The following is a 21114-nucleotide window of genomic DNA, read 5'->3' on the forward strand; positions in this document are numbered from 1 at the left end:
GGCTCACTCCCCTCGGAGCGGCCCGCCGAGCGGGATCCGGATGGTGAGCGTGGTGCCCGCCCCGGGCGGGCTCTCGAGCTCGATCGTGCCGCCGACCGCGTCGACGCGGTCGACGATGCCGAGCATGCCCGTGCCGCGGTCGAGCGAGGCGCCCCCGGTGCCGTTGTCGCGCACGACGAGCTGCAGCTCGTGGTCGAAGACGCGGGCCCGTACCCAGGCCCGGGTCGCGCCCGAGTGCTTCGCGACGTTGGCGAGCGCCTCGGCGAGCGCGAAGTACGCCGTCGACTCGATGACCTCGGGCAGGCGCCCCTCGGCCTGCACCTCGACGCTGACGGGCACGGGACACCGCCCCGCGAGCTCGGGCACCGCCAGGGCGAGGCCGCCCGACGAGAGCAGGCTCGGGTGGATGCCGTGCGCGAGCTCCCGCAGTTCCTTGAGCGCCTGGTTCAGCATGCCGATCGTGCCGTCGAGCTCGACCCCGACGGGCTCGACGCCGCGATCCCTCGCCTGGTTCGCGGCGAGCCGGAGCCGCATCCCGAGCGAGACGAGGTGCTGCTGCGCGCCGTCGTGCAGGTCGCGCTCGATGCGGCGCCTCGCCTCGAGGCCCGCCTCGACGATGCGCGTGCGCGACTGGCGCACCTGCTCGAGCGTGCGCTCGACCTCGGAGCGGAGCCGCCCGTTGTCGACCGAGAGCCGGAGCGCGCTCGACACGCCGTCGAGCAGGCGCATGTTGTCGGTGAGCACCCGGTCGTGGCGGATGAGCGCGATCGGCGCGCCGAGCGGCGATGCGACGGGGAGGATGCTGTGGCTGCCACGGGGATCGGCGTCGGATGCCTCGATGGGCGTGCCCGTGGCATCCGCATACCGGCCGCGCTCCTCGTCCCACCAGTAGACGCGCACCGAGGCGTCGCGCAGGGTGCGCGCGAGCGATTCCGCCCAGAGTCCGCGATCGGCGCCCTCGCGCGTGATGCGCATGAGGTCGGCGACCCGTGCGCGCATGTTCCGGGTGTGCGCGACGCCCGCGTCGAAGCTCACGGGAATCGACGCCATCGCGATGAGCGAGACCGTCTGCAGCACGACATCCGACGTCGTCGCCACCGCGTAGGTCACGGCCTGCGCGGCGAGCGTCGTCGCCCAGGCGAAGAGGGCGAGCGGCATGAGGAAGGCCACGGTGCGCGCGGGCACGCTCGCGCGCACCCAGCGCACGAGCAGGCGGCCGGCGATCGCGAGCGCGAGCAGGCCGCCGATCATGCGATAGCCGATGTCGACGATGCCGAACAGGAGCGGTGCGTCCGCGAGTTGGTACGGGTTCGGCGCGCACGACGCGCAGTCGACGACGTCGGGGCTGGCGAAGAGCAGCACCGTGAGCAGGTTCACGACCGAGGCGACGATGGCGATGCCCGCGATCCAGCGGTCGAAGCCGTCGCTGAGCAACCCCTTCGGGTAGACGAGCACGAGGATGCCGGCGACCACCGCCCAGCCGAGGTCGACGCCGCGCACGAGGGGCCACACCCATGCCCATGCGCCGATCACGAAGTAGATCGACTGCGGGATCCAGAGCACGACGAACGCGATCATGAGCCGCGGCGGGACGCGGGTGGGACTGATCGCCCACGCGACTCCGGCGCACGCGGCGAAGACGAGCGGCACGATCGCGTGCAGCGTCGTGTACGACACCTCGTCGCGCTCGGCCGCGGGTGTCGCCAGGAACCCGGCGATCTCCATCGTGAGGCTGAGCGCCACCACGACGGTGATGACGGCGGTGCGTCTGGCGATCCGGCCTTTCCGGCCGGGCGCCATCACCGTTCGCCGAGGAGCGTGAGCACGGCGAGCACGCGGCGGTGATGCTCGGGCGACTCCTCGAGGTCGAGCTTCTGCAGGATGCTGCGCACGTGCGTCTCGACCGTCTTCAGGCCGAGGAACAGGGTCTGGGCGATGCCGCCGTTCGAGTAGCCCTGGGCCATCAGTTCGAGCACCGAGCGTTCGCGCTCGGTGAGGCGCGAGAGCGGGTCATCCGCCCGGGTGCGCTTGACGAGCTGCTCGACGACCTCGGGATCGACGACCGAGCCGCCGGATGCCACGGTCTCGACGGCGCGCACGAGGGTCTGCGGCTCGGACACGCGCTCCTTCAGGAGGTATCCCGTGCCGCTGCCTGCGCCCATCACGCGGAGGGCGTACTCGGGGGTCGCGTACATCGAGAGGAGGAGCACGCCGATCGTCGAGCCGCCCGCGCGGAGCTGCTCGAGCGCGGTGATGCCCTCGTCGCGGTAGCTCGGCGGCATCCGGATGTCGAGGACGGCCACGTCGATGCCGCCGCCCTGCAGGACCTCGAGCAGTTCGTCGCCCGTGCCGACGGAGGCGACGACGTCGATGCCGCCGTCTTCGAGCACCTTCGCGATTCCCTCACGAAGCAGCAGGGCGTCGTCTGCGATCGCGACGCGCAGGGGGTGGGCGTCGTTCATCGTTCCTCCGTCCGCAGGCAGGCTCAACCGTTCGGGAGGGCGTCACCCGCCTCTGCCGAGCGTACCGCGTGCGCCTTGCGGCCGTCTCACCCAGTTGTGGGGGCAGGTGCGGCGTCGTGAAGCCCGGGGGCAGCACCGCGGCGGATCGGTGGCCGCCCCGATGCGGTGTGGGGCGGCCGCGACGAGGATCGCCGCATGCGGCATCCGATGACGCCGTCGTCTCCGAACTCCCCCGCGAAGGGACGCCTCTCATGACCACGATATTCGCAGCCGGCACCCCGCTGTTCGTGCTCGATGTCGATCGCGTGACCGCCCAGCTGCTCGCGCTCCGCCGGGAGCTGCCGGGAGTTCGGATCCACTTCGCGACGGGTTCTCTCCCCCATCCCGCCGTCATCCGCGCCGTGGACGCGTTCGGTGCGAGCTTCGCGGTCGCGTCCCGCGGCGAGATCGACCTGCTCGAGCGCGAGGGCGTCGCGATCGGTCGCTGCCTGCACACTCACCCCGTCAAGACCGTCGCCGACATCACCGGCGCGTACCTCCGCGGCATCCGCACGTTCGTGGTCGACAGCGCCGCCGAGGCCCTGAAGTTCCAGGAGCTGCCGGATGCCGCGGTGCTGGTGCGCCTCTCATACCCGAACGCCCTGGGGCGGAACGACCTCTCCGAGCGGTTCGGCGTGCGGCGAGAGGGCGCTGTGCCGCTCGTGCAGCAGTGCCTGCGGGCGCGCCTGCGCGTGGCGGGCTTCACGCTCCACGTCGGCGACCAGGCGGTGTCGGCGAAACCCCGGGCGCACGTCATCCGTCGCGCGCTCGCGCTCATGCGCCGGCTCGAGCGCGCCCACGGGATTCGCTTCGACACACTCGACCTGGGCGGCGGGCTGCCGGTCGCGTACGACGAACCGGTGCCCGGGCTCGCGGCGCTCGCGCGGGGCATCCGTGCCACCCTGGCGGCTGCACCGTCGCGGTACCGCATCCTCATCGAGCCGAGCGCCTTCGTGTCGCGCCCGCGATGACGCTCGTCACCCGGGTCATGGGCGCGACCGAGCGCCCCGACAGCGCATGGGCATACCTCAACGAGGCGGCGACGGCGACCGGATTCGACGACTTCGCGTCGGCGCCGATCGGGGTGCTGCCCGCCGTGACCGGCCGCGACATCCGCTGCTCAACGGGATGCTGCCACTGCCGACAGTGCACCTCCCGCCCCGCTGGGGGCGGCGTGTGCACTCTCGGCTGGGCGTGAGTGGCGCGGCATCCGGCCCCAACGGATGCCGCGCGCGGGCGTCACACGAGCGAGTCCCGCCACGCCGCGTGCAGTGCCGCGAAGCGCCCCGACCCGGCGATGAGCTCGGCGGGCGAGCCGTCTTCGACGATGCGGCCGTGCGCCATGACGAGCACCCGGTCGGCGATCGCGACCGTCGACAGCCTGTGCGCGATGATGACGGCCGTGCGGTCGGCGAGGAGGGTCGTGAGGCCCTCCTGCACGAGCCGCTCGCTCGGGATGTCGAGCGACGAGGTCGCCTCGTCGAGGATCAGCACGGCAGGGTTCGCGAGGAACGCGCGCGCGAACGAGATCAGCTGCCGCTGTCCGGCGCTCACCCGGCCGCCGCGCTTGTTCACGTCGGTGTCGTACCCGCTCGGCAGCCCCTCGATGAACTCGTGCGCGCCCACCGCCTTCGCAGCGGCCACGATCTCGTCGAAGGTCGCGTCGGGCTTGCCGAGCGCGATGTTGTCGGCGACCGACCCCGAGAAGAGGTACGCCTCCTGGGTGACCATCACGATCGCGCGCCGCAGGTCCTTCGGGTGCAGCGAGCGCAGGTCGACGCCGTCGAGCTCCACGACGCCGTCGCTCGGGTCGTAGAACCGCGCGATGAGCTTCGCCAGCGTCGACTTGCCCGCACCCGTCGAGCCCACGAGCGCGACGGTCTGCCCGGCCGGAACGTCGAGGTCGAACCGCGGCAGGATGACGCGATCGGGCGTGTAGGCGAACTCGACGCCCTCGAACCGCACGTGTCCGTGCGCCTTCCACAGGTCGACCGGGTTCGCCGGGTCGGGCACGCTCGGCTGCTCCTCCAGCACTCCCGAGATCTTCTCGAGGGCGGATGCCGCCGACTGGTACGAGTTGTAGAACATCGCGAGCTCCTCCATCGGGTCGAAGAAGCGCTTCGTGTAGAGCACCGCCGCGAGCAGCACGCCGACCTCGAGCGCCCCGTCGACCACGCGGAAGCCGCCGATGAGCAGCACGACCGCGACCGCGACGTTGCCGATCAGGGCGAGCGACGGGTTGTAGACCGCGAACAGGCCGAGCACGCGGGCGTTCACGTCGCGGTAGTCCTCGGTGAGGTCGCCGAACACCCGCTCGTTGCGGCGCTCCTTACGGAACGCCTGCACCGCGCGGATGCCCGTCATCGTCTCGACGAACTGCACGATGAGCTTCGCGCTCGCGACGCGCGAACGGCGGAACAGCCGCTGCGAGCGCACCTGGAACCACCGCGTGAGCAACGCGAGCGGCACGAGCGTGCCGACCAGCACGAGACCCGACAGCCAGTCGAGCCACACCAGCGCGATCGCGGTGAACACCATGTAGAGCACGCCGCGGACGAGCGCGTTGATGCCCTCGTCGAGCAGCTCGCGGATGGCGTCGAGATCGCTCGTCTGTCGCGAGATGATGCGGCCGGACGTGTACGACTCGTGGAACTCGAGCGAGAGCTTCTGCGTGTGCAGGAACACCCGGGTGCGCAGGTCGATCAGCACGGCCTGGCTGACGCGGGCGACGAGCCGGATGTACCACGCGATGAGCAGCGCGCCCGCCGCACCCGTCAGCAGGTAGGCGAGACCGGCGGCGCCGACCGGCATCCAGTCGCCCTCGAGGAGCGCGGGCAGGCCCCGGTCGATGCCGTACGCGATGAGCGCCGGCCCCGCGACCTGCGCGCCGGTGGACACGACGATGATCGCCATCGTCGCCCACAGCCGCGCGCGCACCGGATGCAGCAGCGACCCGAGCAGCCGCAGCGAGCGCTGCCGGATCTGCTTGGACTCGGCCTTCGTGAAGTCGTGGCGTTCCTCGCCCTGCACGCCCAGAACGGTGCTCATCGGGTCGCCTCCTCTCGTTCCTCCGCCGGTCGAGGTGCACCCGGCGGAGCCGGGGGCGTATCGAGACCCTCGGAGACGGATGCCGCCTCCGCCGTCGCGCGCCGCTCCTCGTCCACCAGGCTCGAGATGACGAACGCGTAGTGCGCGGATTCGCGCAGGAGCTCCGAGTGCGTGCCGACGGCGGTGATGCGCCCGTCCTCGAGAAGCGCGACGCGGTCGGCGAGCATGACCGTCGACGGGCGGTGCGCGACGATGAGCGCGGTCGTCGATGCGAGCACGTCGCGCAGCTCGGCCTCGACGCGTGCCTCGGTCGCGACATCCAACGCCGAGAGCGGGTCGTCGAGCACCAGCACCGACGGGGATGCCGCGACCGCGCGTGCGAGCGCGAGCCGCTGCCGCTGCCCGCCGGAGAGGCTCATGCCCTCTTCGCCGACGGTCGTGTCGACGCCGTCGGGCAGGTCGTAGGCGAACCCCGCCTGGGCGATGCGGAGCGCCTCGTCGAGCACCCGCTCGGCCTCGGCGCGCACCTCGGGGGCGTCGCCCGCGAGTTCGGGGCGGCCGAGCAGCACGTTGTCGCGCACGCTCGTGCTGAAGAGCGTCGCGTCCTCGAAGGCCATGGCGATGTGGGTGCGGAGCTCCTCACGCGAGAGCGCACGGATGTCGACGCCGTCGAGTGTGATCGACCCGCCGGTGACGTCGTAGAGCCGCGTGGCGAGCGCGGTGAGCGTGGTCTTGCCCGAGCCGGTCAGCCCCACGAGCGCCATCGTCTCGCCGGGCTGCAGCACGAGGTCGACGCCGTCGAGCAGGTCGCCGAACCGCTCGGGGGAATCCTGGTAGCGGAAGCGCACGTCGTTGAACGCGAGCTCGCCGCGCGGGCGATCGACCGAGACCGGGCGCTCGGGGTCGACCACCGTGTTCTCGCTGTCCATGATGTCGAAGAACCGGTCGGTCGCCGTGCGCGCGTCGAGCGAGAAGGCGAGCAGGAACCCGATCGACTCGATCGGCCACGCGAGCACCGCCGCGGTCGCGAAGAACGCGACGAGCTGGCCGACCGTGAGTTGCCCCTGCGACGCGAGCCACACCCCGATCACCAGGCAGATCGCGAGCGCCACGGTGGGCACGACGAGGATCCACACCCAGATGCTCGCGTCGAGGCGCGCCTTCTCGATCTCGGTCGTGCGGAGCTGCTCGGCCTGGGCGCGGAAGGAGCTCAGCGCGTGCTTGCCGCGTCCGAACGCCTTCAGCACCCGGATGCCGTGCACCGACTCCTCGACCGCGGTGGCCAGGTCGCCCGACTGGTCCTGGCTCCGGCGCGACACCTCGGAGTAGCGGCCCTCGAAGCGGTAGCCGACGATCCACAGCGGAACCGAGCACGCGAGGTACACCAGGCCGAGCACCCAGCTCATCGAGATGAGGATCACCGCGCCGATGACGATGACCACGAGGTTCATCACGAGCAGCACCAGGCCGAACGCGAGCCACCGACGGATGAGGCCGAGGTCGCTCACGGCGCGCGAGAGCAACTGCCCGCTCGGCCAGCGGTCGTGGAAGCTGACGGGAAGGTCCTGCAGTTTGGCATAGAGCGCGTTGCGCATGCGCGCCTCCACCCGGGTGGTCGGCGTGAGCACGAGCCAGCGGCGCAGGGCGAACATCGCGGCCTCGCCCGCGCCGAGCGCGAGCACGAGCAGCGAGAGCGGCACGACCGCCGCCCGGTCGCCGTCGGCGAGCGGGCCGTCGACGATCGACTCGAGCACCTGCGGAATGGCGAGGGCGATGAGCTGCGCCACGAGGTACGCGGCCATGCTGCCCACGATGGCGGCCATTGCGGGGCCGAGGAACTCGCGCAGCCGGAACAGCGCGCGCACGGTGCCGACGCGCGTCGAGCTGGGGTCCTGGTGGTGCGGGATGGCGGACAAGCCGGTTCCTTCCGGAGGGAGGCACCGAGGCGTCGCTGAGCGAGCCGATCGGCGAGAACAGAGCGAGGTGGACGTGCGAAGAGACGTCGGGAAGCGGCGGAGGCCGCGAACGGGCAGGCTGCGCCTGCGTGGGGGCGTGAAGCTACCCGGAGATCGCCTCGCGGCGGACGACCGGGCGGGCAGTGCCACTCACCGCGACCTGGCGGGCGTAGCTGTCTGTCTGCATGGTGTCCTCCTGCGTCATCGTCTGTGTCATCGTCTGCGTCGTCGCGTGGCCGCGTCATGTCACGCGGCGGCCAGCCCCTCAGACTACGGGGATTCGGATGCCGCGTGCAAGAGGAATTCGGTCATCGCACCCGCACCGACAGGCAGGTGACCCCGCCCTCGAGCTTCTCGAACTCGCCGATGTCGACGGTGACCACCCGGTAGCCGAGGCTCGACAGCATGGCCGCCGTCTGCGGCGCCGACGACGACATGAGCAGCGATTCGCCCGACAGCTCGACCACGGCGACGCCCTCGGGCTCGGGCACCGGAAGGAACGCCGGGAAGAGGCTCGGCACGTCGACGAGCGCCGGGTCGCCGATGATCGTGCCGTCGGGAAGCGCCGTCATCGTGGTCTTCAGGTGCAGCGCCTTCGTCACGGGCACCGCGACGACCGAGTAGTCGTGCGGCGTGAGGAGTGTCCGCAGCTGGCGGATGCCCTCCGCGTTCGTGCGGCTCGACGCGCCGACGTACACCGTGCCGTCGACCTTGAGCACGTCGCCCCCGTCGAGGGTGCCGGGAAGCTCGATGCGCTGCACCGTGACGCCGGGGATGGTGCGCACGGTGCGCTCGACCGCCTCGACCTCGGGGCGGCGTGACTCGGCACCCGGGCTCGTGATCACGGCGAGGTCGCCGAAGAACACGACCGCGTCCTCGACGAAGACCGAGTCGGCCAGGTCGGGCGCGCCGTCGACCTCGACGGTCTCCCAGCCCTCGGCGACGAGCGCCGCGCAGTAGTTGTCCCACTGCTCGTCGGCACGGGCCTTGTCGACGGGCTGCCGCTCGAGATGGGTGAGCTCTCCTTCGTCGAGGTTCGACGCCGGGATGCGAACGAGCGCGACGCGGCGCGGCGCCCGACGTGGCGCATGGCCGAGCACGCCGCGGAGGACGCGCGGCGCGAGGAACATCTCGCCGACGACGACCGCGAGGATGAACACGAGGTTGAGGCTCACCAGCGAGCCGATCACGAACAGGAAGATCGCGCCCGAGAACGGATTGCCTGCGGCGTTCGCGCTCACGGTCGTCGCGATGAGCGCGGCGAGGCAGGCCGACGTGAATCCGGTGATGAGCGCGAGGAACCACGCCCTCGTCGCCCCGAGGCCGTTGGCGATCGCGAGCAGCACCCACACGATGAGCGCGGCGAGCGAGAAGTGCCCGAAGAGCTGCCCGAACACCTGCGGCGACTGGCCGTTGCCGATGAAGAACGCGAGCACCGCCACGAGCATCGCGGCGACGGCGACGGATGCCGCGGACGCGAGCACCGCCAGCACCCGCCGCCCCTGCGACGGCGCAGGCCTGAACCGGGCAGGGGCGGGCTGGGGCGTGGCGGCGGGGGACGTCATCGCACGAGCCTATCGGCCGCGTGGCACCTCAGCGCGCGGCTTCGAGGCGCTCGCGTGCGAGTCGTTCGGCGGCGGCGAGCGACGTCGTGCCGTGCTCGTCGGCCGAGCGCAGCACGGATGCCACGGTGTCGCCGATGCCCGCGATGCGCGCGTCGAGCCCGGCCTGGTCGGCGTCGGGAGTGCTCGCGACATCGAGGTAGATGACGCCGCCGGCGTTCACCACGAAGTCGGGCGCCCAGACGATGCGGCGCTCGGTGAGGCGTGCGGCGACATCGCGGGCGGCGAGCTGGTTGTTCGCGGCGCCGACGACGGCGCGCACGCGCAGTGCGTCCACGACCTCGCGGGTGAGCACGCCCCCGAGTCCGCACGGCACGAAGACGTCGGCCTCGACGAGGTGGGCCTCGCCGGGTGCGACCCATGCGGCGCCGAGCTCGTCGGCGAGCGCGCGCTTCGACTCCGCGACATCCGTCACCGTGAGCCGTGCGCCCGCTGCCGCGAGGCTCCGCGCGAGGCGGCCGCCGACCTGTCCGAGGCCGGCGATGACGAAGTGACGGCCCGCCGGATCGGCGTTGTCGAAGACATGGCCGAGGGTGGCGAGGATCGACGCGTGGACGCCGGCGGCCGTGGCATCCGCCGGTTCGCCGACTCCGCCCTGCTCGGGCGGAAGGCCGCAGACGTGCTCGGTGCGCTCGGCGACGACGGCCATGAGCTCGGCGCTCGTGCCGACGTCTTCGGCGGTCATGTACGCGCCTCCGAGGGATTCGACCGCATCGCCGAGGTCGAGCATGGCGTTGTGCCTGGCATCCTCGTCGAGGGTGACGCCGTGCGGCACCGCGACCACGGACTTGCCGCCGCCGCGGGCGAGTCCGGCGGCCGCGTTCTTCATGGTCATGGCCTGCGAGAGGCGGAGCGCGTCGGCGAGCGCGTCGGTCCAGTGCGCGTAGTTCCAGATGCGGGCGCCGCCGAGGGCCTGCCCGAGCCGCGTGGAATGCACGGCGACGATGATGGTGAGGCCCGATCGCGGCCCGCGGGTGATCAGCACGCGCTCGTGCTCGGGGGCCTCGGTGGGAAGTGCTGCGCTGACCTCGGCTGCAGGGGTGGCCGAGGCGTGGGTGATCGTCATCGATCGTTCTCCTTCATCATCCGCTTCGTGGGCGGAACCGGTGGCGCGCGCCTCATGAGCGCCGCTCACCTCAAGCCTACCGCCGCGGGCACCTGCCTCCGAGGCGGCACCCGCCACCCCCTCCCGGGTTTGCATGACATCCGTCCGTTTGCATGACGGTTGCCCGACCCCGCGTCCTACAAATCGGCGAATGTCATGCAAACGCCGGGGGGTGGGAGGACGAAGGGATGTGCGCGGGAGCGAAGGAGTCGCGCTCAGTGGAAGAAGTGGCGCTCGCCGGTGAAATACATGGTCACGCCGGCCGCGCGAGCGGCCTGCACCACCTCCTCGTCGCGCACCGATCCGCCGGGCTGCACGACCGCCCGCACACCGGCGTCGAGCAGGATCTGCAGCCCGTCGGCGAAGGGGAAGAAGGCGTCGGATGCCGCGACCGACCCCGCGGCCCGCTCGCCCGCCCGCTCCACTGCGAGCCGGCACGAGTCGACCCGGTTCACCTGGCCCATGCCGACGCCCACGGAGGCTTTGCCCGACGCGAGCAGGATCGCGTTCGACTTCACCGCGCGGCAGGCCTTCCAGGCGAACTCGAGGTCGGCGAGGGTCGCCGCGTCGGCGGGCTCGCCCGCGGCGAGGGTCCACCCCGAGGCGGGCGAGAAGTGCCGGTCGGCCTGCTGCAGGAGCAGCCCGCCCGAGACCTGGCGCAGCTCCACGGCCGTCGGCGCGAACCCGTCGGGCAGCGTGAGCAGCCGGAGGTTCTTCTTCTGCGTGAGCAGCTCGACCGCCGCAGGCTCGAACTCCGGCGCGACGAGCACCTCGGTGAAGATGCCCGACACCGTCTCGGCCATCTCGAGCGTCACCGGCCGGTTCGCGGCGATCACGCCGCCGAACGCCGACACCGGGTCGCACTCGTGCGCGCGCCGGTGCGCGTCGGCGATGGGGTCGGCGCTCCCTGAGCTCGCCGAAGGGGCCTCGGCGCCGCCCTGAGCGGGTCGAAGGGCCGACGCCACGGCGATGCCGCACGGGTTTGCGTGCTTGATGATCGCCACGGCGGGCTCGTCGAAGTCGAACGCCGCCCGCACCGCGGCATCTGCGTCGACGTAGTTGTTGTACGACATCTCCTTGCCGTGCAGCTGCACCGCCTGCGCGATGCCGGGACGGCCGCCCTGCGAGGCGTAGAGCGACGCCTTCTGGTGCGAGTTCTCGCCGTAACGCAGGTCGGCTGACTTCGTCCACGATCCGCCGACCCAGGCCGGGAACGGCGACTCGTCGGCCGGCTGGTCCTGCGCCACGACGCTGCCGAGCCACGAGGCGACCCCGATGTCGTACGTGGCGGTGTGCCGGAACGCCTCGCGGGCCAGCGCCTTGCGCTGCGCGAGCGTCGTGCCGCCCGAGGCGATCGCCTCGATGACCTCGTCGTAGCGCTCCGGCGAGACGACCACGGCCACGTTCGCGTGGTTCTTCGCCGAGGCGCGCACCATGGCCGGTCCGCCGATGTCGATCTGCTCGACGGCGTCGAACTCGGATGCCCCGGCCGCGATCGTCGCGGCGAACGGATAGAGGTTCACGACCACGAGCTCGAACGGCTCGATGTCGAGGTCGCCGAGCTCCCGCTCGTGGTGCTCGAGCCGGAGGTCGGCCAGGAGGCCCGCGTGCACCGACGGGTGCAGGGTCTTTACGCGGCCGTCGAGCATCTCGCGGGCACCCGTGACGCTCGCGACATCCGTCACCTGGAACCCGGCGTCGCGGACGGTCTGCGCCGTCGATCCGGTCGAGACGATCTCGGCGCCGGCAGCGGCGAGGGCCGCGGCGAGCTCGGTGATGCGGGTCTTGTCGCTCACCGAGAGGAGCGCCCGGCGCACCGGCACGAGGTCGCGTTCGCGGTAGAGGCTCGGGTCGTGGGTGGGGCCGCTCATGATCTGCTCGGTTCCTTCATCTGCTCAGTTCCTTCAGGTCGAGGTGCGAGTTGGCGATGTCGAGCACGGTCTGGATCAGCAGGCGCCGCTCGATCGGCTTGATGCGGTCGTGCAGGGCCTGTTCGGTGTCGCCCGGCAGCACCGGCACGCGCTCCTGCGCGATGATCGGCCCGCCGTCGACGGAGTTGTCGACGACGATGAGGCTCGCGCCGCTCTGATCGACCCCCGCGGCGATCGCGTCGCGTACCGCGTGCGCGCCGGGGAACTCGGGCAGGTACGCGGGATGGGTGTTGATGAGGAAGGGCGAGAACGCGTCGACGACCGCGGGCGGCACGAGCCGCATGAGCCCCGAGAGCACCACGAGGTCGGGTCCCCACTGCCGCACCTGCTCGATGAGCGCCCCGCCCCACGCCTCGCGGTCGGCGTAGGCCGTGAACGGCACGGTGAACGAGGGGATGCCGAACTCCTCGCCGAGGAGGAGCCCGTCGGCTTCGCGGTCAGCGCCGATCGCCACGACGCGAGCGGGGAACTCGGCGTCTTCGGAGGCTTCGAGGAGGGCGCGGAGGTTGGATCCCGTGCCCGAGATCAGCACGACGAGCTGCAGCACCCTCCGAGCCTACCGGGTGCGGCTCAGGCGACTCCGCCGTCGATGGAACGGTAGGTGGGCTGGTCCTCGTCGGGAACGAGCACCTCGGTCGACCGGTTCAGCGATTCGCCGCGGAAGAACGGCCGCGACTCGGCGAAGAACGCCCACACGATCATGAGCACGGCACCGAGGGCGAGCGATCCGACGCCGATCACGAACACGCCGCCGACTCCCCAGATCACGGTGTAGCCGTACTCGGGGTCGAGCATGTCGATGGCGGAGTAGACGAAGGCGTAGGTGAGCAGCACGGCTCCGACGAGCGGGAACACGAGCCGGTTCCAGAAATGGCGCCACGAGGAGAACAGGGAGCGCCGGAAGTACCACACGCAGGAGAACCCCGTGATGGCGTAGTAGAACGCGATCGCCAGCCCGAGCGACAGGATCGTGTCCTGCAGGATGTTGTCGCTGATGAGCGTCATGCCGACGTAGAACACGCTCGCGACCACGCCCATGAGGATCGTCGAGAACGAGGGGGTGTGGTAGCGCGGATGCACCGTCGCGAAGCGCTTCGGCAGCGCCCGGTACACCGCCATCGCGAGCGTGGTGCGTGCGGTCGGCAGGATCGTCGTCTGCGTCGACGACACGGCCGAGATCATGACGGCGATCACGAGGAGCCACGCCCACGGGCCGAAGAGCGCGTCCTTCAGGGCGAAGAAGACGTCGTCGGCGTTGCCCTCGTTGCCGAGCCCCATCCCGGCGTCGCCAAGCCCGGCGTATGACATGGCGGCGACCGTGACACCCACGTAGGTCACGAGGAGGATGAGGGTCGTGATCACCGCGGCCCGCCCGGGGATGCGCTTCGGATCGCGCGTCTCCTCGTTGAGCGAGAGGCAGGTGTCCCAACCCCAGTAGATGAAGAGGGCGAGGAGCACCGATTCGACGAACGCGCCGAACGAGCTGAACGCGAACGGGTCGAACCAGCTCCACTCGGGCGTGGTCGAGCCCTCCGGTGCGGTACCTGTGACGACCTGCCAGGTCGCGAAGACCACGAAGAGGATGAGCGCGAGGTACTGCACCGCAAGCAGCACGTTCTGCATCCGCTCGCCGATCTCGAGCCCACGCCAACTGATCCAGCTCATGAGCGCGATGAACACCACGCCCGTGACGGTCACCACGAACCCGTTCTCGGCGAGGTCGGGCGCGACGAGCAACCAGAAGTAGATGCCGCCGATCTGGGCGAGGTTCGCGAGCACGACCGTGCCTGCGACGGCGACGCCCCACCCGCCCATCCAGCCGACCCACGGTCCGAACGCCTTCGTCGCCCAGGTGAACGCCGTACCGCAGTCGGGCACGTCGCGGTTGAGCTCCCGATAGGCGAACGCGATGAGCAGCATCGGCACGAAGGCGATGATGAACGCGATCGGGGCCTGGGCGCCCACCGTGAGCACGACGAACCCCAGCGTCGCGGCGAGCGAATACACGGGGGCGGTGGAGGCGAGTCCGATCACCGTCGAACCCCAGAGTCCGAGGGTGCCGGCGGCGAGGCCCTTGCCCTCGCGGGGCGGAGCAGCTGGTGCAGTCGGGTTCGACATGGATCCTCCTCGATCACGCCGTCACGCGCAGGCTAGCACCCAGCGCGTGCACCGCACGGAAATGCCGCATGGGGCGACCGGATGCCGCTACTCGAGGTCGCGGCGGCCGTTCGACCCCCACACGAACTCGCGGTGCGCCCGCTCGGGCACGTCGTGCGCGGGAATCGACCCGGGGCGCGGCTCCCGCTCGTCGTGCGCGGGAATCGACCCGGGGCGCGGCTCCCGCTCGTCGCGGGTGCGGAGCGCGACGGAGCCCCGCCCGGCCTCGCGGCCGGAGCGTGCCCGCGCCGCGTAGCCGCCGACGATCGCGCCGAGCCCGACGGTCGCGGCGGCGACGCCCGCGACCGGCCACGGATCGGGACCGACATCGGCAAGCCGGCCCGGGCCCGCAGCGCCGCCCGACCACCAGGCGAGGAGTCCGAGCACCAGGGCTGCAGCGGCGGCAGCCCCGAAGCCGACCGCGAGCGGCATCCACCAAGGCGTCCGCGCCTTCGCGCGTTCGACCGCAGGACCCGTCGCCGCGACCACCCACGCGCCCACGAAGCCGAGCAGCACGGGTGCGATGAGCCAGAGCGCGCCGAGTGCCGGAGCCTCGGCCGGCAGCGCCCCGAGCAGCGGGATGCCCGGCACGGGGCCGAGCAGGGTGCCGCTCGTCGAGACGAGGGTGCCCGACCCGATCGCGAATCCGGGGCCGAGCAGCCACGCCGCGGCCCAGATCACCAGGTTCGGCAACAGCGCGAGCTCTGCCACGGTGAGCGCGATGCCGCCGTCGACGCCGGCACCCAGTGCCTGGTAGAGGCCCGCGATCGTCGCATAGTCGAGGGCGATGAGCACCGCGACGAGCACCCCGCCGAGCGCGAGCACGCCGAAGGCGGCGCCGGCGCCGACGCGCACGGCCGCACGGAGGCCTGCCACGAGCACGAGTGGAAGGGACACGAGGGCGCGACGCACCAGGCCGCTCGCGGCATCCGTCGACGACGCCCGACGGAGCGCCTCGCCGGCCGCTCCGATCACGACGCCGAGGGCCATCGTGAACGCGGGCAGCAGGGCCGCCTGCCACGGATCGGCGCGCGCGGCGTCGACGCCCGCGACGACGGCGAGCACCGCGCCGACGGCCGCGTAGACGAGGATCGCCGCGATCCCACCGGAGAACGAGTGCCCGCCCGCCGCCGAGCGGCGGCCGATGCGGCGGCCGAACGCCACCGAGACGAGGGCGAATCCGAGCAGGGCGATCGTGATCGGGAACGGGTCCGCGGCCCCCGGCAGTGCGGTGCGGGCGGCGGTGACCGGGTCGAGCTGCACCACCAGGTCGACGCCGTGGCCGAGCAGCCACACGTCGGCGGCCGCGCGGAGCAGCACCGTGATGTCGACCGCGAGCCCGAAGTGGAGCGCCCACAGCAGGATGAGCGGCACGACGACGACGCCGAGTCCGATGAGCGCCGCGACGGATGCCTCGAGGGCGGCCAGCAGGGCGATCGTCGTGCGTCTCATCGCCCGCGAGCTTAGCCCGGCGCCGCGCCGTCAGTCGGTGCGACGTGCAGGATCGGGCAGACTCGCGAGCACCGGCTCCGGCGTCGCCGTCGCGGGCGTCCGACCCACCCGTGGCGCCGGTTCCGGCGAACCCGGCGGACGCCGAAGCACCTGCACCACGAGCAGCGCGAGCAGGGCGAGCACGACGGTCCAGAGCACCAGGGACACCGTCAGCGGACGCACGAACAGGATGACGAGGGCGGCGATCACCGCGATCGCCGCATACGCTGCGCCGCGCATCCGGTCGAGCCGCTCGCCGAACCCTCCGGTCGTGAGTCCGTGACGCGCGGCGGCGGACCGCAGGCCGTCGAAGCCTGCGGCGGCGAAGCCGCGCATCGCGACGGCGGGTCGCCACGGACCCGTGCTCCACGCGATCAGCGCGATGAGCACGCCGAGCACGATCAGGGTGACCGTGACCGACCTCATGAGCTCGGTCAGTTCGTCGAAGAGGACGCCGACGGTGTCCGCCGGCATGATCGACGGGCTGAGCGTCGCGATGGCGTAGACGCGACCGATGCCGAACCCCGCCGCCAGCACGATCATGCTCACCGAGAACGCAATCGCGGTCCACAGCAGCGCCCGCGACCGATTCCGCGCCACGAGCACCCCGGCGACGAGCAGGGCGATCGACACCCACGGAAGCCACGTTCCGACGCCGACGGCGAGCGCGTAGAGGGACTGCACCAGCACGAGGCTGTCGGCCTGGGCGACGACGATGCTGAGCTGCACGGAGGGGATCGCTTCCGCGAAGCCGATCCCCTGCTCGGCGAGCAGTCGCTTGACCTCCTCGATCACCGGTCCGAGCTGCACGCTCAGCTCGCCCGTGCCGCTGATCGACACCGCGGAATCCGGATCGCCCTGCACGGCCGCCACGAACTCCCGGTGGGTGAACCGGAGGGCCGTGGCCCAGGTGTCGGCGAACGTGGGCGACTCGACGATCCCGGTGACGGTCGATTCGAGCAGCGACTTCAGGCCCTCGGCGGCGGGCGCTTCGAGCAGGCTGAGCGCCGATTTCGCGTTCTCGGGGAGGTCGAGCGAACGGATGCCGTCGAACACGTCCTTGGTGAGCTCGGGGATGTCCACCTGCCGCTCGATCGCACCGGTGACCTCCGACGCGATGAACCGCTGCACCGCCGGATCCTCGGCCAGCGGGGCGAACGTCGCCACGAACCGTTCGGTGTCCACGAGTTCGAGGCGCGCCCAGGCGGAGACGACCGCGACCGGGGCGAGCAGCACGCCGAGCACGACGAGCACGATGGCCGCGGCAGTACGACCCCAGCGCCGGCGCGGCGGTCGTGCGTCGACGGATGCCGCGGCATCCGTCAGCGGCCTCGTCGCCGCCCCTTCGTCGCGGGCGTTCGCGCGCAGTTCCTCGTTCTCGGCCTCGAGCGCGGCGATGCGCGCTTCGAGCTCGGCCTCGTTCCCACCCGACATGAGCGCCCCCTTCTGGGACGAACCTAGCCGCACCGCGGCCCGTGGCGCATCACCCTCAATGGATGAACGCCTTGAGCGCGATCATCGCCAGGCCGAACGCCGCGGTGCCGAGCGCGCCGGCCGCCCGCATCGGCCAGGCGGCGCCTCGGCGTGCGAAGGCGACCCAGCCGAGCACGGCGAGCACGACGACGCCCGCCCAGAGCGCGCACCACACGGCGAGCGCATCGTCGATCGCGTCGGTCGCGCCGAGCAGCAGGATGAACGACGGGATCATGGCCGACGCGAGCAGGCCGAGCGAGCGTCGGACGGATTCCCTGAACGCCTCGCGCAACCCGATGACGCGGTCGTCGTCGAGTCCGTGATGCGCGACCGTGCCCGCGTACACATGGGCGGCCCAGAACACGATGACCGTGCCGATCACCTTCCAGAACACCTCGTAGGAACCCCCGCCGCCGCCGAAGCTGGCCACGACGATCATGCCCGAGACGAGGATGACGCCGTACACCGACTCCTCGGTGACGAACGTGGTTCGCACGAGCTCACGTGCGAAGGTCGGCTTCGGACGGGGTGACGACGCGTGCCGGCCGGGCACCCCCGCGGCATCCGGTGTCGACTCCCTCATGGAGTCACCCTCTCACGCACTCGCCTGCGCGCGACAGAGCCCCGCAGGCGATGGCCGGCGGGGCTCTGTGACGTGATGCTGGGGCGTCAGAGGGCGGCGTAGACCTCGCGGAGGAGGTTCGCCGTCTCGCTCGGCGTCTTGCCGACCTTCACGCCCGCGGCCTCGAGGGCCTCCTTCTTCGCCTGCGCGGTGCCGGCCGAGCCCGACACGATGGCGCCGGCGTGGCCCATGGTCTTGCCCTCGGGCGCGGTGAACCCGGCGACGTAGCCGACGACCGGCTTCGTGACGTTGGCCTTGATGAAGTCGGCCGCGCGCTCCTCGGCGTCGCCGCCGATCTCGCCGATCATGACGATCGCCTTCGTCTCGGGGTCGGCCTCGAACGCGGCGAGTGCGTCGATGTGCGTGGTGCCGATGACGGGGTCGCCGCCGATGCCGATCGCGGTCGAGAAGCCGAGGTCGCGCAGCTCGTACATCATCTGGTAGGTCAGGGTGCCTGACTTCGAGACGAGGCCGATCGGGCCCTTGCCGGTGATGTTCGCCGGGGTGATGCCGACGAGCGACTCGCCGGGGCTGATGATGCCGGGGCAGTTCGGCCCGATGATGCGGGTCTTCTCGCCCTTCTCCTTCGCGTACGACCAGAACTCGGCCGAGTCCTGCACGGGCACGCCCTCGGTGATGATCACGAGCAGCGGGATCTCGGCGTCGATGGCCTCGACCACGGCGCCCTTCGTGAACGCCGGGGGAACGAAGGCGATGGAGACATCCGCCCCCGTCTGCTCGATCGCCTCGGCGACCGTGCCGAACACGGGCAGTTCGACGGGGTTGCCGTCCTTGTCGCGGTGCAGCACCGTGGTGCCGGCCTTGCGTGCGTTCACGCCGCCGACCACCTGGGTGCCGGCCGCGAGCATGCGCGCCGTGTGCTTCGAGCCCTCGCCGCCGGTGATGCCCTGGACGATGACCTTGGAGTCCGTGTTGAGGAAGATCGTCATTTCTCTGCGTCCCTTGCTTACGCGGCGTTCGCCAGTTCGGCGGCCTTGTCGGCGCCCTGGTCCATGTTCTCGGCCAGCGTCACCAGCGGGTGCGCGGCCTCCTGGAGGATGCGGCGGCCCTCGGCGACGTTGTTGCCGTCGAGACGCACGACCAGCGGCTTGTTCGCCGCGGAGCCGAGCTCGGCGAGGGCGCCGACGATGCCCTTCGCGACCTCGTCGCATGCGGTGATGCCGCCGAAGACGTTCACGAACACGCTCTTGACCTGCGCGTCGCCGAGGATGATGCCGAGGCCGTTCGCCATGACCTCGGCCGACGCGCCGCCGCCGATGTCGAGGAAGTTCGCGGGCTTCACGCCGCCATGGCTCTCGCCGGCGTAGGCCACGACGTCGAGGGTCGACATCACGAGGCCCGCGCCGTTGCCGATGATGCCGACCGCGCCGTCGAGCTTCACGTAGTTGAGGTCGAGCTCCTTCGCGGCCGCCTCGAGCGGGTCGGCCGCCGCCTTGTCTTCGAGGAGCGCGTGGCCCGCGTGCCGGAACTCCGCGTTCTCGTCGAGCGTGACCTTGCCGTCGAGGGCGATGACCTCGCCGTCCTCCGAGAGGATGAGCGGGTTGACCTCGACGAGGGTCGCGTCCTCCTTGTCATACACCTCGTAGAGCTTCACGAAGACGTCGGCGACGTTGTCGACGAGGTCGGCCGGGAAGTTCGCGGCGACGGCGATCTCGCGGGCCTTCTCGAGCGTGATTCCGGCGATCGGGTCGACCTCGACCCTGGCCAGCGCCTCGGGCTTCTCGACCGCGAGCTGCTCGATCTCCATGCCGCCCTCGACGCTCGTGAGCGAGAGGTACGAGCGGTTCGCGCGGTCGAGGAGCACCGAGAAGTAGAACTCCTGCGCGATGCGGGCGCCGCCCGCCACCATGACGCGCTTCACGACGTGGCCCTTGATGTCGAGTCCGAGGATGGCGCCTGCCGCCGCCTCCGCCTCGTCGGGGGTCTTCGCGACCTTGACGCCGCCGGCCTTGCCGCGGCCGCCGGTCTTCACCTGGGCCTTCACCACGACGACGCCGCCGAGCTTCTCGGCCGCCGCGCGAACCTCCTCGGGAGTGTCTGCGACGATGCCGGGCAGCACCGGCACCCCGTACTTCTCGAACAGGTCTCTGGCCTGGTACTCGTAAAGATCCACGCTCTACTTCCAATCGATCCGCACGCGCGATCGCGCACAGGGGCTGGTGGGTGCGGCCCGGCCGAGGGTCTCTCGATATCGAGATACGCGGACCGACGACCATCGTACTCCCCCGGGGCGGGGGCTCCGAACCGGGACGTGGCGCTGGTACGCCCCGCGACCCGCTGCGAGACTGGCGAGATGACGGCGACCGCCCACATCGGAATCTCGGGCTGGGTGTACCCGCCATGGCGCGGCGAGTTCTATCCGCGGGGCGTGCGCCAGGCCGACGAGCTCGCCTTCGCGGCCAGGCATGTCACCTCGATCGAGGTGAACGGCTCGTTCTACGCGCTGCAGAAGCCCGCGAACTGGGTGCGCTGGCGTGATGAGGTGCGGGCCGACTTCGTGTTCGCGGTGAAGGGACCGCGCTTCGTCACGCACATCAAGCGGCTCGGCGACATCGAGGCTCCGCTCGCGAACTTCTTCGCGTCGGGCGTGCTCGCGCTCGGCGCCCAGCTCGGACCCGTGCTCTGGCAGCTGCCACCGGATCTCGGGTTCGACGAGGGACTGCTCGACGCGTTCCTCGCGCGGCTGCCGCGCACGCACGGTGAGGCGGCGGCCCTCGCACGGCACCGCGATCGACGGATGTCGGGGCGCACCGCATTCGCGCTCGCCGCCCCGCCCGATCACGGCATCCGTCACGCTGTCGAGGTGCGGCATCCGAGCTTCGACACAGAAACGTGGCGGTCGCTGCTCGACGGCCACCATGTGGCATCCGTCACCGCGGACACCGCCGGGAAGTACCCGCGGCTCGACTGGACCACCGCCGACTTCGCATACGCGAGGCTGCACGGCGACCGGGAGCTGTACACGTCGGGCTACGACGACGAGGGCCTCGACCGGTGGGAGGCCTGGGTGCGGGCGCACCTGGCCGCCGGTCGGGACGCGTTCGTGTACTTCGACAACGACGTCAAGGTGCGCGCCCCATACGACGCGATGGCGCTCATCGCGCGGCTCGCGCGCTGACGCGCACGGATCGCAGGTTCGTCTCTCAGGACTCCGGGGCGCCGTGCTGGTCACAGCGGCCGAGCGGTGG

At 71.4% G+C, this 21114-nt stretch carries 17 protein-coding genes; 3 read left to right on the plus strand and 14 right to left on the minus strand.

Going from position 1 to position 21114, the window contains the following annotated elements:
* Window positions 1-3: 3 nt before the first annotated feature.
* On the minus strand, window positions 4-1800 hold the full coding sequence (locus tag ACFWN7_RS04275; RefSeq protein ID WP_376937484.1) for a sensor histidine kinase: 1797 nt from the start codon (window positions 1798-1800) through the stop codon (window positions 4-6).
* Window positions 1800-2462, minus strand: coding sequence for a response regulator (locus ACFWN7_RS04280; RefSeq protein WP_376937485.1), 663 nt, complete (start codon window positions 2460-2462; stop codon window positions 1800-1802). Before ACFWN7_RS04280 ends, ACFWN7_RS04275 begins: the two co-directional genes overlap by 1 nt.
* A 251-nt stretch (window positions 2463-2713) precedes the next feature.
* Here ACFWN7_RS04280 and ACFWN7_RS04285 point away from each other — a divergent pair, with 251 nt between their 5' ends.
* Together ACFWN7_RS04285 and ACFWN7_RS04290 are read left to right on the plus strand one after the other, a co-directional pair.
* Window positions 2714-3472, plus strand: coding sequence for a hypothetical protein (locus tag ACFWN7_RS04285; RefSeq protein WP_376937486.1), 759 nt, complete (start codon window positions 2714-2716; stop codon window positions 3470-3472).
* Entirely contained in the window at window positions 3469-3699 is a 231-nt protein-coding gene (locus tag ACFWN7_RS04290; RefSeq protein ID WP_376937487.1) for a hypothetical protein, read from the plus strand. Before ACFWN7_RS04285 ends, ACFWN7_RS04290 begins: the two co-directional genes overlap by 4 nt.
* 41 nt (window positions 3700-3740) lie before the next feature.
* Here the strand turns inward: ACFWN7_RS04290 and ACFWN7_RS04295 are convergent, their stop codons facing one another.
* The 12 genes from ACFWN7_RS04295 to sucC form a co-directional block, all read right to left on the minus strand.
* Window positions 3741-5549, minus strand: a complete 1809-nt coding sequence (locus ACFWN7_RS04295) for an ABC transporter ATP-binding protein (RefSeq protein WP_376937488.1) — start codon at window positions 5547-5549, stop codon at window positions 3741-3743.
* Window positions 5546-7465 (minus strand): ABC transporter ATP-binding protein, encoded by a 1920-nt coding sequence (locus tag ACFWN7_RS04300; protein ID WP_376937489.1) that lies wholly within the window; start codon window positions 7463-7465, stop codon window positions 5546-5548. The genes ACFWN7_RS04295 and ACFWN7_RS04300 overlap by 4 nt, the downstream gene beginning before the upstream one ends.
* A gap of 347 nt (window positions 7466-7812) precedes the next feature.
* The gene (gene ddaH, locus ACFWN7_RS04305) at window positions 7813-9069 is read right to left on the minus strand and encodes a dimethylargininase (RefSeq protein WP_376937490.1); all 1257 of its coding nucleotides are present in this window, start codon (window positions 9067-9069) and stop codon (window positions 7813-7815) included.
* Between the two features lie 28 nt (window positions 9070-9097).
* Window positions 9098-10192, minus strand: a complete 1095-nt coding sequence (locus tag ACFWN7_RS04310; protein WP_376937491.1) for a Glu/Leu/Phe/Val dehydrogenase dimerization domain-containing protein — start codon at window positions 10190-10192, stop codon at window positions 9098-9100.
* 254 nt (window positions 10193-10446) lie between these two features.
* The gene (purH, locus tag ACFWN7_RS04315) at window positions 10447-12102 is read right to left on the minus strand and encodes a bifunctional phosphoribosylaminoimidazolecarboxamide formyltransferase/IMP cyclohydrolase (protein ID WP_376937492.1); all 1656 of its coding nucleotides are present in this window, start codon (window positions 12100-12102) and stop codon (window positions 10447-10449) included.
* 16 nt (window positions 12103-12118) lie between these two features.
* A complete protein-coding gene (gene purN / locus ACFWN7_RS04320; RefSeq protein ID WP_376937493.1) occupies window positions 12119-12709 on the minus strand; it encodes a phosphoribosylglycinamide formyltransferase in 591 nt (196 codons plus the stop codon).
* Window positions 12710-12732: 23 nt separating this feature from the next.
* Window positions 12733-14280 (minus strand): APC family permease, encoded by a 1548-nt coding sequence (locus tag ACFWN7_RS04325; protein ID WP_376937494.1) that lies wholly within the window; start codon window positions 14278-14280, stop codon window positions 12733-12735.
* Window positions 14281-14367: 87 nt separating this feature from the next.
* Window positions 14368-15771, minus strand: a complete 1404-nt coding sequence (locus ACFWN7_RS04330) for a DUF6350 family protein (RefSeq protein WP_376937495.1) — start codon at window positions 15769-15771, stop codon at window positions 14368-14370.
* 30 nt (window positions 15772-15801) lie between these two features.
* Window positions 15802-17244: a hypothetical protein gene (locus tag ACFWN7_RS04335; RefSeq protein ID WP_376937497.1), complete on the minus strand. Its 1443-nt coding sequence runs from the start codon at window positions 17242-17244 to the stop codon at window positions 15802-15804.
* A 55-nt stretch (window positions 17245-17299) separates the two neighbouring features.
* Window positions 17300-17866: a hypothetical protein gene (locus ACFWN7_RS04340; protein ID WP_376937498.1), complete on the minus strand. Its 567-nt coding sequence runs from the start codon at window positions 17864-17866 to the stop codon at window positions 17300-17302.
* An 86-nt stretch (window positions 17867-17952) separates the two neighbouring features.
* Window positions 17953-18855 (minus strand): succinate--CoA ligase subunit alpha, encoded by a 903-nt coding sequence (gene sucD, locus ACFWN7_RS04345; RefSeq protein WP_376937499.1) that lies wholly within the window; start codon window positions 18853-18855, stop codon window positions 17953-17955.
* A 17-nt stretch (window positions 18856-18872) separates the two neighbouring features.
* Window positions 18873-20039: an ADP-forming succinate--CoA ligase subunit beta gene (gene sucC, locus ACFWN7_RS04350; RefSeq protein ID WP_376937500.1), complete on the minus strand. Its 1167-nt coding sequence runs from the start codon at window positions 20037-20039 to the stop codon at window positions 18873-18875.
* 180 nt (window positions 20040-20219) lie between these two features.
* Between sucC and ACFWN7_RS04355 the strand changes: the two genes are divergently transcribed.
* Complete coding sequence (locus ACFWN7_RS04355) at window positions 20220-21044, plus strand: DUF72 domain-containing protein (RefSeq protein ID WP_376937501.1); 825 nt, start codon at window positions 20220-20222, stop codon at window positions 21042-21044.
* The last annotated feature ends 70 nt before the right edge of the window (window positions 21045-21114 follow it).

It is taken from the genome of Agromyces sp. NPDC058484 (assembly GCF_042720415.1).
GTDB lineage: Bacteria > Actinomycetota > Actinomycetes > Actinomycetales > Microbacteriaceae > Agromyces.

Bases quoted from the DNA above. Each gene is read 5' to 3' on its own strand.
- ACFWN7_RS04285 (WP_376937486.1), top strand. From the start codon at position 2,714: ATGACCACGATATTCGCAGCCGGCACCCCGCTGTTCGTGCTCGATGTC.
- ACFWN7_RS04275 (WP_376937484.1), bottom strand. From the start codon at position 1,800: ATGGCGCCCGGCCGGAAAGGCCGGATCGCCAGACGCACCGCCGTCATC.
- ACFWN7_RS04355 (WP_376937501.1), top strand. From the start codon at position 20,220: ATGACGGCGACCGCCCACATCGGAATCTCGGGCTGGGTGTACCCGCCA.
- ACFWN7_RS04325 (WP_376937494.1), bottom strand. From the start codon at position 14,280: ATGTCGAACCCGACTGCACCAGCTGCTCCGCCCCGCGAGGGCAAGGGC.
- purH (WP_376937492.1), bottom strand. From the start codon at position 12,102: ATGAGCGGCCCCACCCACGACCCGAGCCTCTACCGCGAACGCGACCTC.
- ACFWN7_RS04310 (WP_376937491.1), bottom strand. From the start codon at position 10,192: ATGACGATCACCCACGCCTCGGCCACCCCTGCAGCCGAGGTCAGCGCA.
- ACFWN7_RS04340 (WP_376937498.1), bottom strand. From the start codon at position 17,866: ATGAGGGAGTCGACACCGGATGCCGCGGGGGTGCCCGGCCGGCACGCG.
- ACFWN7_RS04280 (WP_376937485.1), bottom strand. From the start codon at position 2,462: ATGAACGACGCCCACCCCCTGCGCGTCGCGATCGCAGACGACGCCCTG.
- sucD (WP_376937499.1), bottom strand. From the start codon at position 18,855: ATGACGATCTTCCTCAACACGGACTCCAAGGTCATCGTCCAGGGCATC.
- ddaH (WP_376937490.1), bottom strand. From the start codon at position 9,069: ATGACGTCCCCCGCCGCCACGCCCCAGCCCGCCCCTGCCCGGTTCAGG.
- ACFWN7_RS04330 (WP_376937495.1), bottom strand. From the start codon at position 15,771: ATGAGACGCACGACGATCGCCCTGCTGGCCGCCCTCGAGGCATCCGTC.
- ACFWN7_RS04295 (WP_376937488.1), bottom strand. From the start codon at position 5,549: ATGAGCACCGTTCTGGGCGTGCAGGGCGAGGAACGCCACGACTTCACG.
- ACFWN7_RS04290 (WP_376937487.1), top strand. From the start codon at position 3,469: ATGACGCTCGTCACCCGGGTCATGGGCGCGACCGAGCGCCCCGACAGC.
- ACFWN7_RS04335 (WP_376937497.1), bottom strand. From the start codon at position 17,244: ATGTCGGGTGGGAACGAGGCCGAGCTCGAAGCGCGCATCGCCGCGCTC.